General features: G+C 42.6%; 18 protein-coding genes. 14 read left to right on the forward strand and 4 right to left on the reverse strand.

Features of this window, described 5'->3' with window-relative positions; genetic code table 11:
• Positions 1-122 precede the first annotated feature (122 nt).
• Positions 123-1,502: a 30S ribosomal protein S12 methylthiotransferase RimO gene (rimO, locus tag SOO65_RS02750; protein ID WP_321396554.1), complete on the forward strand. Its 1,380-nt coding sequence runs from the start codon at positions 123-125 to the stop codon at positions 1,500-1,502.
• Between the two features lie 84 nt (positions 1,503-1,586).
• Complete coding sequence (locus tag SOO65_RS02755; RefSeq protein ID WP_321396557.1) at positions 1,587-2,480, forward strand: hypothetical protein; 894 nt, start codon at positions 1,587-1,589, stop codon at positions 2,478-2,480.
• On the opposite strand, the gene SOO65_RS02760 is transcribed toward SOO65_RS02755, so the two are convergent.
• Positions 2,477-2,803 (reverse strand): hypothetical protein, encoded by a 327-nt coding sequence (locus tag SOO65_RS02760; protein WP_321396560.1) that lies wholly within the window; start codon positions 2,801-2,803, stop codon positions 2,477-2,479. The two genes, SOO65_RS02755 and SOO65_RS02760, sit on opposite strands and share 4 nt — an antisense overlap.
• A gap of 120 nt (positions 2,804-2,923) precedes the next feature.
• Here SOO65_RS02760 and SOO65_RS02765 point away from each other — a divergent pair, with 120 nt between their 5' ends.
• On the forward strand, positions 2,924-3,754 hold the full coding sequence (locus tag SOO65_RS02765) for a hypothetical protein (RefSeq protein ID WP_321396563.1): 831 nt from the start codon (positions 2,924-2,926) through the stop codon (positions 3,752-3,754).
• Here SOO65_RS02765 and SOO65_RS02770 read toward each other — a convergent pair.
• The 3 genes from SOO65_RS02770 to SOO65_RS02780 are packed head-to-tail and all read right to left on the reverse strand — an operon-like array spanning position 3,751 to position 6,603.
• Positions 3,751-5,238: a hypothetical protein gene (locus SOO65_RS02770; protein WP_321396566.1), complete on the reverse strand. Its 1,488-nt coding sequence runs from the start codon at positions 5,236-5,238 to the stop codon at positions 3,751-3,753. The genes SOO65_RS02765 and SOO65_RS02770 overlap by 4 nt on opposite strands.
• Before the next feature lie 2 nt (positions 5,239-5,240).
• Positions 5,241-5,612, reverse strand: a complete 372-nt coding sequence (locus SOO65_RS02775) for a hypothetical protein (RefSeq protein WP_321396569.1) — start codon at positions 5,610-5,612, stop codon at positions 5,241-5,243.
• Positions 5,613-5,643: 31 nt separating this feature from the next.
• Positions 5,644-6,603: an amino acid--tRNA ligase-related protein gene (locus SOO65_RS02780; RefSeq protein ID WP_321396572.1), complete on the reverse strand. Its 960-nt coding sequence runs from the start codon at positions 6,601-6,603 to the stop codon at positions 5,644-5,646.
• On the opposite strand from SOO65_RS02780, the gene SOO65_RS02785 reads away from it, so the two are divergent.
• From SOO65_RS02785 to SOO65_RS02835, 11 genes are all read left to right on the forward strand, one after another.
• Positions 6,602-7,192: an NUDIX hydrolase gene (locus SOO65_RS02785; protein WP_321396574.1), complete on the forward strand. Its 591-nt coding sequence runs from the start codon at positions 6,602-6,604 to the stop codon at positions 7,190-7,192. The two genes, SOO65_RS02780 and SOO65_RS02785, sit on opposite strands and share 2 nt — an antisense overlap.
• Positions 7,193-7,220: 28 nt before the next feature.
• Positions 7,221-8,339 carry a signal recognition particle-docking protein FtsY gene (gene ftsY / locus SOO65_RS02790; RefSeq protein ID WP_321396577.1) on the forward strand — a complete coding sequence of 373 codons (1,119 nt, stop codon included), beginning with the start codon at positions 7,221-7,223 and terminating at the stop codon, positions 8,337-8,339.
• A gap of 71 nt (positions 8,340-8,410) precedes the next feature.
• Positions 8,411-8,701, forward strand: a complete 291-nt coding sequence (gene zapA / locus SOO65_RS02795; protein ID WP_321396580.1) for a cell division protein ZapA — start codon at positions 8,411-8,413, stop codon at positions 8,699-8,701.
• On the forward strand, positions 8,701-9,249 hold the full coding sequence (locus SOO65_RS02800; RefSeq protein ID WP_321396583.1) for a 5-formyltetrahydrofolate cyclo-ligase: 549 nt from the start codon (positions 8,701-8,703) through the stop codon (positions 9,247-9,249). Before zapA ends, SOO65_RS02800 begins: the two co-directional genes overlap by 1 nt.
• 9 nt (positions 9,250-9,258) lie before the next feature.
• On the forward strand, positions 9,259-10,812 hold the full coding sequence (rny, locus tag SOO65_RS02805) for a ribonuclease Y (RefSeq protein WP_321396586.1): 1,554 nt from the start codon (positions 9,259-9,261) through the stop codon (positions 10,810-10,812).
• A 22-nt stretch (positions 10,813-10,834) separates the two neighbouring features.
• Positions 10,835-11,515, forward strand: coding sequence for an SDR family oxidoreductase (locus SOO65_RS02810; RefSeq protein ID WP_321396588.1), 681 nt, complete (start codon positions 10,835-10,837; stop codon positions 11,513-11,515).
• Positions 11,512-11,937 carry a type 1 glutamine amidotransferase family protein gene (locus tag SOO65_RS02815; RefSeq protein ID WP_321396593.1) on the forward strand — a complete coding sequence of 142 codons (426 nt, stop codon included), beginning with the start codon at positions 11,512-11,514 and terminating at the stop codon, positions 11,935-11,937. The genes SOO65_RS02810 and SOO65_RS02815 overlap by 4 nt, the downstream gene beginning before the upstream one ends.
• Entirely contained in the window at positions 11,934-12,362 is a 429-nt protein-coding gene (locus SOO65_RS02820; protein WP_321396596.1) for an NUDIX hydrolase, read from the forward strand. The genes SOO65_RS02815 and SOO65_RS02820 overlap by 4 nt, the downstream gene beginning before the upstream one ends.
• Positions 12,355-13,131, forward strand: a complete 777-nt coding sequence (locus SOO65_RS02825; RefSeq protein ID WP_321396599.1) for a hypothetical protein — start codon at positions 12,355-12,357, stop codon at positions 13,129-13,131. Before SOO65_RS02820 ends, SOO65_RS02825 begins: the two co-directional genes overlap by 8 nt.
• Positions 13,128-13,580 carry a hypothetical protein gene (locus SOO65_RS02830; RefSeq protein WP_321396602.1) on the forward strand — a complete coding sequence of 151 codons (453 nt, stop codon included), beginning with the start codon at positions 13,128-13,130 and terminating at the stop codon, positions 13,578-13,580. The genes SOO65_RS02825 and SOO65_RS02830 overlap by 4 nt, the downstream gene beginning before the upstream one ends.
• A gap of 167 nt (positions 13,581-13,747) precedes the next feature.
• On the forward strand, positions 13,748-15,076 hold the full coding sequence (locus tag SOO65_RS02835; protein WP_321396606.1) for a hemolysin family protein: 1,329 nt from the start codon (positions 13,748-13,750) through the stop codon (positions 15,074-15,076).
• Position 15,077: the final 1 nt, after the last annotated feature.

A 15,077-nucleotide genomic window follows, 5' to 3' on the forward strand; every position in this document is an offset into this window, starting at 1 on the left:
ATTGTCACTGTGGGTCATGTTTGCTACTCTACCATGACTTTTTTACAGGTTAGCAGGGGTATCCGCATGACATTTCCCTCTGAATCCACTAGAAAGTTCCAATTCAAAAAATAGGTGCACGAATGAGTCTCGATACAAAAAAATTCCAAGAGAAATCTCTCTACTTTACCTCATTGGGTTGTTCTAAGAACTTAGTTGATTCACAAGTTATGTTGGGTCACCTAAAACTCGATGGTTTCACAATCGCTCAAGCTCCAGAAGATGCTGAAGTGATTATCGTTAACACATGTTCATTTGTTGAGGCTGCGAAAGTTGAATCAATTGAAACAGTTTTAGATCTAGCGACTTACAAAGAAGATGGTAAGTGCCAGGCGCTTGTTATGTCAGGTTGTATGGCCCAAAGATATGCGGGTGAGCTTGAAGCTGAAATGCCAGAAATCGATATGTTCATCGGTACAGGTGAATATCACAAGATCGTTCCACTTCTTAAAGCAATGGAAGATGGAAAACTTGAAAAGAAATCATTCGTAGAAATTCCAAAATTCATTCACACTGAATTCGATCCTCGTCTGAATACTTCTCCATTCTATATGGCATGGTTAAAAATCTCAGAAGGATGTAACCGTAACTGTACTTTCTGTATTATCCCGACTCTTCGTGGAAAACTTCGCTCTCGTACAGTTGATTCACTTGTTGCTGAAGCTGAACAGCTGGCAAAAACAGGTGTGCGTGAGTTGAACCTTATCTCTCAAGACTTCTCTGATTACGGCGTTGATCTAGAGGGCGGCGGGAAGAAAGACGGCAAAAACCCAATGATCTATGAGCTTCTTTCTCGTCTTGAGAAAGTTGAAGGCATTGATTGGGTACGCGTATTTTACTTCTACCCGGATGATTTAACTGAAGACGTGATGGACCTTATGGCCTCGTCTAAGAAGATCACAAAGTATCTTGATATGCCAGTTCAGCATTTTGCTGATGGTGTGTTAAAGAGAATGAATAGACGTGTAACTGAAGAAGTTATCCACCAAAAAATTAAAACTCTTCGCGAGAAGATTCCAGGAATCGTTCTTAGAACTTCGATCATCGTAGGTTTCCCTGGTGAAACAGAAGAAGACTTCCAGGCCCTTTTAAGAGGTATCAAAGAAGCTCGCTTCAATCACCTTGGCGTATTCAAATACTCTGATGAGGAAGGGACTCCAGCAGTTCGTCTTAAGAACAAAGTTCCTCAAGAAGTGATCGATGAAAGATTCGAACAACTTTATGAAGCTCAAAAAGAAATTGCACGAGAACTTAACCAGGAATACCTGGGCAAGGTCATCGATGTGTTAGTAGAGGGGCAGCATGAAGAGACTGAGCTACTCCTGCAAGGTCGTCATGCTGGTCAGGCCCCTGATATCGACGGTAAAGTGATCATCAACGATGGTATGGCGAAGGCCGGTGACATCGTAAGAGTGGAGATCACTGACGTTCTTGATTACGACCTAGTTGGCAGAATTATCTAAATTTTAAGGGCAGCTTCGGCTGCCCTTCCTATATAAGTTTCACACTAAATAAAAGTCTCGATTTCCCTGTGCTACATCTGGCACATGAAAAAATTCATCACCCTCTCCCTCGCATTATTCTCACTCTCGCTTTTTGCCCAAGAGGTAAATGTTCGAGTCGTGAATCCCATTAAAAATCAAATTACTGATTTAGGAATTGGATCAAGAGTTCAACTTGATTTCAAAACTTATCGTGAGCAAAAGCCTGCGATTTTTCTTGGTCGAATGGTGACTCAGGATGGGAAGACCGCTGAATTTCTATTTCTAGATGAACAAAAAACTCGCATCACCATGATCGATCCACAAAATGTCAGTGGATTTAGAAAGAACACATTTCAAGCCATTATTAGTCCGATAGATCAACAAGGTTCAACTTGTACCGCCTACGGAGTTCTTCATTTTTGGGGACAAATGTACGAGGTAGGTTGGAAAGGAACTCCGGAACTAATGTCCGTGATGGAGTCTGATCGTCGTCGCATGCAGCTCTTAGAAGAAACGATTGATATCTATTATATTCAAAACAAAACTAACATTACGAGTCTCATGAAAATGCATGGGAAACGTTTTGGTTTCAACTGTCGTAACAATCCATTCAATAATTCAAGACAGGCAGCGGACTTCCTCTTTCAGAAAACCTCTGAAGGAAAACCAGTGCTGATCGATTTCAATATCGGTTCAGATATGGTGGCCTCGACTTATGAAGTGACGGACTATGAGACGCCGGTGAGTCGTGATCCACGTCTTTGGCTTCCCCGTAAAGTAGGGCAGAGAGCGACAAGTGGTCACGTGATTGTGGCGGCCGGAGCTTTCATTTCGAAAGGTCGCCGAAAACTTTTGGTACTTGATTCAAACTGGACTGAGCCGCGAGTATGGGACCTTGATCGTTATCTGGGATCAAAGGTGGCAATTAAAGAGATGGGATTTCATACGTGCAACTAATGATCTTTCAGCGCGTTCTTTTTCGCGTTTAGTTGCTCTTCGAGATCTCGAATTTCATCGTTAAGCTTGCTGTTTTTCGCTTCGTGCAGCTTATAGTGAAGAAGACCATAGGCCTGCTTATCTTTTAAGTCCTTAGTTAGAAGCTTTGTTTCCATCTGAGCAAGACCCAGTTCAACTTCTTTGACTTGAGCGGAGAGTTCCTTGAAGCGCAGGTCAATTTGCTGATGAAGGTTGTTGATGAGAGCAGAAGTTTGCGTCACAACGGCCGTTACGATCACGTCATCTTTGATCTTTCTTTTCTTACCAAACAGTCTTTCAAGCATAGAGCACCTCTAGTCCTATCATAGAGCAAAATGACTTTACGTGCCTCCCAAGGCAAGAATCTCCTAGTAGTTGAGGTCGCTTTTTGACTTATAATAAATGAAAATTTAAGGAGTTATCTGGTGAAAAAGCTGACAATCGTACTTGGTCTTTTACTTGCGTTCAACGTTCTCGCTCAAGAAGTAGTGAGTGAACCAGGTTGGAAGACGTCGCTTAGAAGTTTTGTCACTCGAGTAGCTGGAGCAGAGTGGGGAAATAAACTACTCGGAGCAGCTCCTGCTCCCGAAGCTCCGGAAGTCGTCATGCCGACCATTCCTCAACAAGTAAAAAAAGCAACTGATGTTGAGAGTTACAGCAAGAAAGTAAAAGAACCGACTGAATACGATCGTCTTCCTGTAGAAAGAAAAAAACAATTTGATTACAAGTTTGTTGAAGAACTCTTTCAAGTCACAAGAAAAACTCAAGCGAAGGATGAAGATCTTTCAAGCTGGTTAAACACTTTAGACCAGGGTGGATCTCGTGAAGGGATTTATCAGGCGCTGGTTTTAGATGAAGTGTATAACGGTCTAGAGAGCATTGAAGAAAAACCATCTGCCAGACTTCTGAACTTTTGCTTAATGTTCAGCCAGAAATTTCTGAATCAGACATTTAAGACTGAATCTCTTAATCAGCTGAATCTTTATTCGCTGAAGAGAATTTTTACAGAAAAGGGTCTGGATCTGATGGAATATTATGAGTCGAGAGATTTGGATGCTCTTTATCGTTGGTACGCTTTGTTCTCTGCAGAAGTGGCTAAAGATTACGAACCACTTTTAAAGTCTGAAATCAGAAAAGAGCCATCTGCGAAATATCATTATGAGTGGGCGAAGAGTATGCCCATTCAGCACATTAAGTCTGAATTCATTATCAAACTTCACACTGTGATGAACGGGCTTCAACTGCTAAATGATTAGAGAGTAAAGTCCTTACAAGGATTATTGGCCGGTGAGCTTTTCTGACGGTAAAGCTCACCATAGAGCTTCTTCGTTTCCTTCCTCACTGATTCTGCCATGTCATAAGTCTTCTCAAGCGCCTCATCAGAAAATTTCTGATTTAACTTTGAATTAAGTGCTTCATAAGTAGAGCCAACTCTACGTTTTAAGTCAGATTGAATTGCTCTCTTTCGTTCGATCATTTTGATTTCATCGACTTTTCTCTGAATCTGGATCGCCACCACATCGGCCTTAAGATAGTTCGGTGGATTATTACGATACATCTCCAGGTCTTTCTGAACTGAGGCGATAGCGGCATTGTAATCTGCTTTTAAAATGGCAATTCCTTCTTCATGCTTAAAGAGTTCGGCCTCATTTGAATAATTCTGATTCAGAATCTTCTTAACTTCTGAACCTACATCAAAGATGCCTTTTTTCATTTGCTCATATTCAAGCTGGTAGTTTCTGTAATTTGTAAGGGCCGCTCGCAGCGGTTTGGTATCAATCACGTTTGCTTGAACTTGATCGATATCGCCTAAAAATTTCATGAGGTCAGTGTAGTCATCGCGAATCTGACAAGAGAGCTGATCGAATTCGGCCTGCGAACGACCATAGTTTCTCGTGAAACCATTGTACTTTTTCTCGTGCTTTAAAAATGGCAGCATCAGAGTATAGAGATATTCACTCGTATATTTTCCAGCTTCAGTCGAAATCATAGGATAGTCAGCTGCCTGACTTTTTTCTCTCGCTTCTAAAAAAATTTCTTCCAGGTTTCGTCCTGATTTAAGTCCATCAGTGAAATTTCCGGGGAAGTCAGTTTTAACTTTTTTAAAGAAGTAGTTAGTATATCCGCCAGTATAGCCAGGGTGATCTGTACCCGTACTTGAGATGACACAGGTTTTAGAACTCGCGAGTTTTTGAGTGTTGCCCGAGTAGCAACTCAAGTCGACGATGGCAAGTTTAACACCCTTTTCTTCCGCTAGTTTTACCACTTCTTCAAGAGTGTCCAACGAACCCATCTTAGCACCTTCAAGGTTCTCTAAATTCTTGGCCTCAGCTCCTGCGAACGCTATACTATGAGATTTTTGATCATCTCGTTTTTTCGCTCCATGGGTCTCGAAAACCACCATGAGCTTATCACCGGATTTAAGCGTTCCGTTTTGAAGTTTGGTTTTCATGTCACTGAGAATGCGCTCGTAATTGGCCTGATCAAAACTTCCCAGATTCTTTGAACCTGAGAATTCACCACGAATGATGCTTTCAGTTTTTGAATGTCCACCATTCACACTCAGAGTGGTGTCCCAACCAGGGCTCTTAGTGAATTTACCGACTGATTTAATGTTTTCATCAAAGATTGTTTCCGATCCTTTTGGCTCACCACCAGCACCCATAAAATAGAGCTGCTTACTTTCAGCAAGTGCCACTGGAGAAATGAGGAATGTGAAATAGAATAGAAAATGTTTCATAATTATTTCTCACAATCTTTTTTGGATTTTAACGAGATGAAAGAATCGTGTTCAGGATTTAGTGGATCAGGAAGACGGATGTTAATCTTACTAATTTTCTTGATTGAGCCCTTCGTTCCTTCCATCGGTTTAGGAATGACTGCCTCAATACTTGTTGGTTTATCTAGGTAGGCAGCGAACGTTGCAACGTCATCACCGTTAACAGCGAAATCAAGCTGCGAACGAGTGCCACCATGAACGAGATACACCAATTGGTCTTTCTCATTTTTGATGAGTCGTCCGTGCATGGAATAGACACCACAACCTTTAAAGTCAGCAGCGGCCAACCCGGTCAAAGGAATAGAAATTAGGATTAAAATTAATAGCTTATTCATCTCCGATCTTATCGGAGTTTTTTATTTAGAATTAAGTGTAGAAGGGATTTTCCACTTCAAATAGGGCGTGGAGCAGGCGCTCAACCCCTAGGGCGATTCCGGCGGAAGGAGGCAGTCCTTTTCTCATAGTTGCATAGAATTGCAGGGGCTTAGGTAACTCATATCCGTAGAGCTGCTTTTTAAGGAGGTTCTGCTCGGAAAAACGTCTTTCCTGCTCAGTACTGTCAGTTAATTCGTTAAAACAGTTACATAGCTCGATGGCGTTTATATACACCTCAAATCTTTCACAGACACGAGGATCACTTGCCTTCAAAGTTGAAAGCGCACTTAAAGGAGCTGGGAATTCTGTAATCATGAGAAGCGGGTACTTCGTCAGCACAGGCTCAATACGATTGAGATAAAGAAGGAAGAAGTAATCGTCCCATTGCAGTTCAGCTTGAGGCACAGGTACATCAGGGAACTGTTTTAACAGTTCTTTGATTGAAGGCACGTCTAAGTAATTTAGAACATCGATTCCAAGTTCTTCCTGGAAAAGTTCCTGCATGGTTTTTTTCACCAGCACTTGTCCCTGCATTTCTTTTCGAAGTGGTAGTTTCTTCTTCATGCCTTCTTTCATGGCAAATTGAATAAGCCCTTCTACATCTCGCATGATCATTTCATAACGTTCGTGTTTTCTGTACCACTCGAGCATGAGGAATTGCGGACGATGAATTGGCGATTCAGGCTCATCACGAAAACAATAAGACAGAGAAAAAATTTTATCGAAACCTTCATCACTGGCCAAAAGTTCCTTCATGCAAAATTCTGGCGATGTGTGAAGATAAAGTGGTTTATTTTTCTTTTGTTGAACTGAATGAAGTTGGAACGGGTGGATATGCACTTCCATTCCAGGATTTTCCACGGCCGGGGGAGTTAATACATCCAAGAAGCCTTGCTCCTGGAAATAGTTCCGTATAATCTGGATGAGTTCAAACTGGTAACGAAGACGCATGGATTTTCACCGTATAAAACAAATTGTTCAGACAGAGCATACCCTCCAGGATAATGAGTGGAAAGGGGCCGTGGTCTTTTTGTGTAATGAAGAGTTTGTGTTCTTCATTAAGCGCTCAGATAAGATGCCTACACATGGTGGTCAGATGGCCTTCGTCGGTGGCCACAAAAAAGATGGAGAGAATCCATGGGAAGTGGCCCAACGAGAGTTTGAAGAAGAGACGAGTCTTTCGCGAGAAAGTCTCGACTTCATGGGCTTCTTGCCGATTGTAATGACTGCCCGAATGCAGCCCATTGTTCCAGTGATGTGTTTCCTTAAAATGAGCACTCAGGACTTTCTTCGTGATGTTAAATCTAATGGAGAGTGGGTCGATATCGTGGCCTACCCTTGGAAAGAACTTATTCAGGAAGATAACTGGCAGTTCGCTTGGCGTAATGGTTACGCTAAATTCCCGGTTTTATTTCACCCAATGCGTAGAGGAAGCTTCATTCCTTATTCTCAGGACTATCATACCCATTTATTGTGGGGAGCGACGGCCGCGATGGTATGGGATTTCTTACGGCTTTACTATAAGTCATCTGACGGTTAATACTAGCGTGCATTAAAAGGAAGCTTTCATGGATTTGCAGAGTCTCGTGTTGGAAAATATTGAAGTCTACGTTAGTGGTTTTATCGTTCTTGGTGGGGCCCTCTTTTATTATTTCTATCGCTTAAAACAGGCCGAGAAAAAACTCGAAGATAAAGTTGAAAAGATTGAAGAAATACTTGAGCAGAAGATCGAAGAGATTAAAGCTCCGGTTGAAATTCCAAAAATCTCTTGGACGCAACGTCTATCACTTGGTTTGGAAAAATCCCGCTCTGAAGTTTGGGGAAAAATCGGACAATTATTTTCAGGTGAAACTCCTCACTTAGATGAAATCGAAGAAGTTCTTTATACGGCTGACATCCCAACTGGAATGGTTCAGCAGCTTCTTGAAAAGTTAGAGAAAGAAGGCAAAGGCAAAGAGGCCGGCGATATTCAAAAACTTGTTTATGGTTTCATGAAAGATAAGATGGAACCAGTTCAGCATAACATTCATAAAGATGTTTTTAATTTTCATGCTAACGAAAAGAAGACCCGTGTTTTCATGATCGTGGGTGTGAACGGTGCTGGGAAGACAACAACGATTGGTAAGCTTGCAACGAAATTAAAATCTCAAGGTGCCAAAGTTATCGTGGGAGCTTGTGATACGTTCCGTGCTGCGGCCGTTGACCAACTTCAGGTGTGGTGTGACCGCGCCGGCGTGGACATGGTTCGTGCTAAAGATGGAGCGGATCCAAGTGGCGTGGCTTATGACACAGTTGCTAAGGCTTTCAGTGAAAATTACGATTACTGCTTAATCGACACCGCCGGACGACTTCATACCAACCAAAACTTAATGGATGAGCTCACTAAAACGAAGCGAGTGATGGCGAAAATCAACCCGGAAGCTCCTCAGGAGGTCCTCCTGGTCTTAGATGCGATTACCGGACAAAATGCCTTGAAACAGGCCCAGGAATTTCATAAAGCTCTTCAACTTACTGGAATCATATTCACAAAGTGCGACGGCTCGGCGAAAGCGGGGAGTGCGGTTGGAATTGTGGACCAACTTCGCGTGCCGATTACCTATATCGGGGTGGGCGAATCGGTGGATGATTTGCACCTCTTCGACCTCGATTTGTATCTCAAAACTTTAGTTGGCCTGGAGTCACCTTAAGCTACTGAAATGACAAGTATTGCCCGTCCGTCTTCATTGACTTTTATCCGGGTGTGGCCTACCTTATTTCTATGACCGAAAGTCAGGAAAAAGAGTTTAATGTTTTGGGTTGCAAGGTAAAGCTGCGACCTGATCAGAACGATAGTCACAATGCAAAGGCAGTGATCGATCTTGTTATGTCTGAAATTCAGGATCTCAAGATGAAACGACCTTTGCTTAAAGATACTGATGTCGCCGTTTTAGTTGCACTAAAAATTGCGACCGAGAAATTGCAGCTGGAAGATGAGTACAAATCAAACATCTTAAAGTTAGAGAATTCTTTGGAATCAGTACTTGAACTTGTGAGCGTTGAAGCGAATTAATGAATAAAGAAAGTCTACGAGCTGAATTGCTATTAAGACTTACTTCTTTGCCCAATGATTCCATTCAATCGTTAAGTTTTTCGCTTACTAATCAGCTCATCAAACTTTTTCACTTTATCCCTGAACTTCAAGGTCAAGTTGGCGCTGGCTATTTGCCACTCAAGGCGGAGATCGCTCCGGTTTATCAAGAATTGTTTAGAGCAATTCCATTAAGCCTCGCGTATCCGGTTTTAGTACAAGGACAAATGCACTTCGCACTTCCGCAAGGAATGCCGAAGGGGTCGACTTGGTTGGAGCCTCCGTACCACATGGTTGATCCTGAGTGGCTACTGGTACCCGGTGTCGGTTTTGATAAAAACGGCGCACGATTAGGAAGAGGGAAGGCATTTTATGACCGCTACCTCGAAGGCAAAGACGTTTTGAAGATTGGTCTCGCGTGGAGCGAGCAGATAGTAGACAAGATTCCAGTGGAGGCACATGACAGCCACATGGACTATATAATAACGGAAGAATTTTGTTGGGATGTAAACCAACAGAAAAGATTTTAAGGGGAATATATGAATCCAATGATGATGGCCGTAGTTGGCGTGATCGTTGGTGCAATCGTAGCTTACCTAGCGGTATCTATGAAGAATGCATCAGCTCAGAAGTCCAAAGAGGGCGCGGCACAAGATATCCTGGCAAAAGCTCAGGCAGACGCTGAAGAAGTTAAGAAGAAAGCTGAAGAAAAAGCGAAACAAATTGTTCGTGATGAAAGAAACCGACTTGAAGATGAAATGGAGAAAAAGAAAAAGCACCTTTCTGATTTCGAGCGCGGCCTGACTAAAAAAGAAGTGGCCCTAGAGCAGAAGACTGAACAAATTCAAAAAGACACTGACCGTGTTAAAGCAAAAGAAACTGAAATCGAAACTCGCGTTCAGAAACTTGATGCTGAAATCAAAAAGAACATTGAAATCCAGGACGACCTTGCTAACAAGCTAACTCAGGTTGCTGGTCTTACAAAAGAACAAGCTAAAAACGAACTTATCGCTCAAGTTGAAGAAGAAGCTCGTCTTGATGCTGCTAAGAAAGTTAAGCGTATTGAAGAAGAGGCCAACGAAGAAGCTGAGAAGAGATCTAAGCGTATCGTTGGTATCGCCATCCAGCGTTTTGCTGGTGAATATGTTGCTGAACAAACAATCTCTTCAGTGGAAATCGCTGATGATGGTGTGAAAGGTCGTCTAATCGGTCGTGAAGGTCGTAACATCCGTGCTTTCGAGCAGATTTGTGGTGTGGATCTCATTATCGATGATACTCCTGGTGTCGTAACGATTTCTTCATTCAACGTTGTTCGTAAAGAAATCTCTCGTATGACAATTGAGCGTCTTATCGCCGATGGTCGTATTCACCCTGCTAAAATTGAAGAGTTCTACGAAAAATGTAAACACGAGTTTGAATCTCGTCTACGTGAACTTGGTGAGAAGGCCCAGATGGAAATCGGTGTTCACGGTATCCACCCTGAAATTCTAAAACTAATTGGTGCCCTTAACTGGCGTACTTCTTATACACAAAACCAATATCAGCACGCTCTAGAAACAGCATTCCTTGCTGGTAACATGGCGGCTGAACTTGGCATGAACGTAAAACAAGCTCGTCGTGCTGGTCTTATGCACGATATCGGTAAAGTACTTGATGCTTCGGCAGAAGGTTCTCACGCGGTTATCGGTGCTGACTTCGCTAAAAAATACGGAGAGTCTCCGGATATCGTTCACGCTATCCGCGCTCACCACGATGATGAAAAACCAGAATCAGTACTTGCTCACTTAGTAGCTGCTGGTGATGCTCTTTCAGGTGCTCGTCCAGGCGCTCGTAAGGCCCTTAAAGAGTCTTATGTATCTCGTCTTTCTGATATCGAGAAAATTGTTAACGGTTTCGAAGGTGTTCAACGTTCTTACGCCATCTCTGCTGGTCGTGAAATCCGCGTTATGGTTGAGAACGAGAAAGTATCTGATGAACAAACAATTATGTTGTCTCGTGATATCGCTCGTAAGATTGAGCAGGAGATGTCATATCCTGGTACAATCAAGGTTTCTGTAATCAGAGAAACAAGAGCAGTCGGAATCGCGAAGTAATTAAAGAACGGAGGAGGAAATTATGGAAAAGTGTGCGATTGTCACTGGTTCCTCCTCCGGTCTTGGTCTTGAAATCACAAAATCCCTTCTATTCGCAGGCCATACAGTGTTCGGTGGTTCCCGTTCTGGAACCGAAATCGAACATGATAATTTCTATGATGTTGAACTCGACATCACTTCCGAAGAATCAGTTGAAGAATTTTACGAAACCGTTCGTGAGTTTACTGATGTTATCCACCTGGTGGTGAATAACGCCGGAATGTGCGAAATGAGTCCTCTGACCGAAATGGAAACTGAGACTTTTGAAATGCATCTGGCGACCAATACCATTGGCCCGTTCCTGATGTTCAAGCACCTCGAGCCATTTATCGTAAAAGAAGAAACTCATATCATCTCGATTCTTTCTACTGCCGCTCACTACGGTTACCCAAATGTGGCCGGTTACAATGCTTCGAAGTTTGGCCAATTGGGCCTGATTGAGAGTTTAAAGAAAGAGTGGAAGAACCATAAAGTTCGCTTCACCAATCTTTTCCCTGGAGCAATTGACACTCCACTTTGGGACAAGATGGGGCCGAAGTTTGGTCGTGAGAAAATGTTGAAAACTTCAGATTTTATGTCGGTGTTTAACTATCTTCTTCACGCTCCACCGAGCATTCAATTTCCAGAAATCACTTTCCTTCACCGCGAAGGATATTTGGAATGAAATTTCAATCGTTCCTGATTCCTAGACGTAAGGTCATTGAACTTTGTTTGCTTCCCATTTTTTTAGTCGTGGCCTATTTCATCTGGCCCGAGATTGAAGTCTTGAGTCTTTTTGCTTTCGGGTATATCTGGAACTGGACCGCTTCAAATGATCTAACTGCCTTGTTTGAAGATAGACGCTACCGCATGTCGATGCTCAAAATGGTAGTTAACCTCCAGAATCTCATCTTAAAACCATTTGGATGGGCGCCTGAAATTGTGAAGAGGATCATTAGAGTTTTACCTGCTGGAATCTTTTGGTATCTGGTCATTTATCTTAATGAGAGTCATATGCCTTGGTGGGCGACCTTTTTAGGAAGCGCGGTTTTTGAACTACTTCTTTTAGAAATCTCTCTCTTTAAAAAGCACAAGGAAAGTGTGTGAAACTTCTCCCGGTTGCTCTTGCTCTTTTTTACCGCCAACTTCCTGGAAACGTTTTAGAGGTTTGGACCCAGGTTCGTGAGGACGATGGGCCTTATCATGGTCTTTTGGAATTTCCCGGTGGAAAAATCGAGCCAGGTGAAGAACCAGTCATGGGAGCGGTGAGGGAAGTTCAGGAAGAAGTGGGGATAGAGGTTGATCCAAAACTTGGACGCTTCATGGGGATTTACACCAACCCACTTCCTAATAAGACGATTTTATTAAATGTATTTTTATTTCCGGATCAGCCGAGCCTGATTGGAAGAGGGCAGTGGTTAAAGGTTGAAAATCCTGATCTAAGTCGCCCTTTTACCGGCCAGATTCCTTCTCCAAACCATCAGATCATTGATGATCTCTATCATGCGCTATATGATAGGGCCCATGAATAGCATTACCCAGATCATCACGCATTTTTTCCTATTTTCATTGGCCTTTGGAACTCAGCTCTTCTCACCAGTGGTAAGTACAAAACTTACCGGTGTGGGCTTTTATAAATTAGGAACGTCAATTGTTCTGGCGAGTTTAGTATTGGCACTGGGTGTGGATTTTTTCATGGCACCAGCACTAACTCCGATTGAATGGTGGTGCTACGGAATTCTCATCAGTACCAACGTCATCACTTCCATCTTTCATAAAGATCAAAAAGATTGGTTCATGTGGGTTCTATATGTTCTGCAGATCATTACTTTCTGCGTACTCGCGTTCCACGTGTTTACCTTTGATCCGATTTGGATCATGTTCTTCTTTATGTCGATGGCGCTATTGGGAATTAGTAACTTCTCAATGCTTCTTGGTCACTATTATCTGGTTGTACCGAAGCTCTCGGAAGAGCCACTTATCTATTGTTTGTTTATATTCTGGATGGCCTTTTTCCTAAAAATCATCTCGTCACTGGCGGTAATCTTCTCGATCGGCGCTCCTTATCTTGCTGAAGGCAGTATTGTAGGAGACGGTTACATGTATAACTGGCTCTTTGTATCTATGCGATACCTCTGGGGATTTGTAGCACCTGTCATTCTCAGTTTTTTCACTTTTCGCCTATGTAAAATCCGTTCCATTCAGAGCGCTACCGGTGTGCTTTACATCGTGGAGTTTTTTGTTATTGTGGGCGAATTAATATCAGTCTATCTCATGGCAAAACACGGTTTACCTCTATGATGGAAGTTCAGATTACTTGTAAAGAATGCGGTTCTAGCGTTGAAGTTGTGCCTGATCACAATGCTCATAAAGTTGAGTGTGGTGTTTGTAAGCACGTTTCGGATGTTCACTTTACTCATGAACATGAAGCAGGTGTTCTAAAAGAGTGTCCGGTTTGTTCACGTCAGGACTTCTACAAGCAGAAAGACTTCAACCGTAAGATTGGTGTTTTGTTGTTCGTAATCGCGGCCATTCTTTCGATCTGGACCTACGGTCTGAGCTTAGTGGCGCTTTATTTAGTAGATCTTTTCTTGTTCCGTCGTCTTGCGATGGTTGCCATTTGTTACAAATGCCAGACCAATTTCCGTAGGGTGGCGAATATGGCCGACATCCGTGATTTCGATCACGAAATGAATGACCGTATTGTTTATGCCGACCATGACTTTAAGGGCAAGCCTCTATCTCATTAAAACCATAGGGGCTAAATAAAATAAATTGCGTACCTTTGCAGTTCTTGGGGCCGGTGTGCTATAATAGCTCTGCTATTTCATTAACTTAACAGGAGTTAGTTCCCATCGAACCCCCGGCTGAACGATCTTATATTTTTTCTCTAACCACTAAATCCCAATTTTAATTTATGAGTACCGATCAAGAGATTTTAGTTCTTGTTGTTTCTCTCCTATTGTCTGCTTTTTTCTCGGGCTCTGAGGCCGCATTACTCTCACTTCCTCACGAGAAGGCGAAGCAAATCGCTGAAGAGCATGGCCTGGATTCTTGGGCCATGAAGCGTTGGCTGCAAATGCCAAACGATATTCTTACGACCATTCTAGTTGGAAACAACTTCGTTAATATTTTAATTGCGACTCTCTCTGCAAGTATTGCGGAAAGGTTTTTCTCAAATGATGCCCTCGCCATTAGCGTAGGTGTGACTACCATGATGATTCTGTTATTCGGAGAAATTGCGCCGAAGACGGTAGGTCGTGGTCACTCTGAGAAATTTGCTGCAACATCAGTTTTAATTCTAACTGGTTTTTATTATCTGATGTGGCCGGTTGTGAAGGCCTTCACCAAAATCATTCAATTGGTACTTGGTAAGAACGCGAACGTAAGAAGTCGTGCCGTCACGAAAGATGATATTGAAGTCATGGTTGAGATGGCGGAAGAGACCCGCACCATGGACTCAAAACAAATTGATCTACTGAACTCAATCCTTGAGTTTCCTTCGATCAAAGTAAAAGACATCATGGTTCCACGTACTTCAATTGAAGCGATCAAAAAAGATTCCAGCTTCCTTGAAGTGATTAAAATGGTTCGGGAAGTCGCTCATAGCCGCTATCCGGTTTACGACGAAGATTTAGATGATGTTCTAGGATTTTTACACGTAAAAGATCTGGCCTTCATGGGTCCGGATGAACAGAAAAACTTCGACATCACTAAGTATGTGAAGCCACCTTTCTTTGTGTACGAACACATGAAAATTCAGGCCGTATTCGATCACATGAACCGTAAGAAAGTTCACTTGGCCCTCGTGAAAGACGAGAACGGTATCGTCGTAGGAATGCTGACTTTGGAAGACATCATGGAAGAAATCTTTGGTGAAATTCAGGATGAGCATGATGATGAAGAAGATCTAATTCCGGGTGTGGAGAGTGCAGAAGGGGTACTTGTACCTTCAACGATTTCTCTTCGTGATCTTTATAATGAATACGATATTGAGATCCCGCTTAACGATAACTACTCAACGCTAAACGGCTTTTTGATGGAGCAGCTTGGTAATAGCTTTCCGAAGAAAGGTCACCTCATTATTTGGGACGGCTATTCATTCGAGTTAGTACGCGTAAAGAGTTCTGAGATTAAAGAAGTTAAGATCAAGTCGACTACTGGCCTGCACCTTCGCGAGCCAGATAAGAAAGAGTCTAAAGAAACTTCTGACAACGATCACCATAAGGCCATTGGAGCCAAGTAAT

Source organism: Peredibacter starrii, assembly GCF_034259205.1.
GTDB classification, from domain to species: Bacteria; Bdellovibrionota; Bacteriovoracia; order Bacteriovoracales; family Bacteriovoracaceae; genus Peredibacter; species Peredibacter starrii.

Bases quoted from the DNA above. Each gene is read 5' to 3' on its own strand.
- rimO (WP_321396554.1), top strand. From the start codon at position 123: ATGAGTCTCGATACAAAAAAATTCCAAGAGAAATCTCTCTACTTTACC.
- SOO65_RS02755 (WP_321396557.1), top strand. From the start codon at position 1,587: ATGAAAAAATTCATCACCCTCTCCCTCGCATTATTCTCACTCTCGCTT.
- SOO65_RS02760 (WP_321396560.1), bottom strand. From the start codon at position 2,803: ATGCTTGAAAGACTGTTTGGTAAGAAAAGAAAGATCAAAGATGACGTG.
- SOO65_RS02770 (WP_321396566.1), bottom strand. From the start codon at position 5,238: ATGAAACATTTTCTATTCTATTTCACATTCCTCATTTCTCCAGTGGCA.
- SOO65_RS02775 (WP_321396569.1), bottom strand. From the start codon at position 5,612: ATGAATAAGCTATTAATTTTAATCCTAATTTCTATTCCTTTGACCGGG.
- SOO65_RS02785 (WP_321396574.1), top strand. From the start codon at position 6,602: ATGGATTTTCACCGTATAAAACAAATTGTTCAGACAGAGCATACCCTC.
- SOO65_RS02780 (WP_321396572.1), bottom strand. From the start codon at position 6,603: ATGCGTCTTCGTTACCAGTTTGAACTCATCCAGATTATACGGAACTAT.
- ftsY (WP_321396577.1), top strand. From the start codon at position 7,221: ATGGATTTGCAGAGTCTCGTGTTGGAAAATATTGAAGTCTACGTTAGT.
- zapA (WP_321396580.1), top strand. From the start codon at position 8,411: ATGACCGAAAGTCAGGAAAAAGAGTTTAATGTTTTGGGTTGCAAGGTA.
- SOO65_RS02800 (WP_321396583.1), top strand. From the start codon at position 8,701: ATGAATAAAGAAAGTCTACGAGCTGAATTGCTATTAAGACTTACTTCT.
- rny (WP_321396586.1), top strand. From the start codon at position 9,259: ATGAATCCAATGATGATGGCCGTAGTTGGCGTGATCGTTGGTGCAATC.
- SOO65_RS02810 (WP_321396588.1), top strand. From the start codon at position 10,835: ATGGAAAAGTGTGCGATTGTCACTGGTTCCTCCTCCGGTCTTGGTCTT.
- SOO65_RS02815 (WP_321396593.1), top strand. From the start codon at position 11,512: ATGAAATTTCAATCGTTCCTGATTCCTAGACGTAAGGTCATTGAACTT.
- SOO65_RS02825 (WP_321396599.1), top strand. From the start codon at position 12,355: ATGAATAGCATTACCCAGATCATCACGCATTTTTTCCTATTTTCATTG.
- SOO65_RS02830 (WP_321396602.1), top strand. From the start codon at position 13,128: ATGATGGAAGTTCAGATTACTTGTAAAGAATGCGGTTCTAGCGTTGAA.
- SOO65_RS02835 (WP_321396606.1), top strand. From the start codon at position 13,748: ATGAGTACCGATCAAGAGATTTTAGTTCTTGTTGTTTCTCTCCTATTG.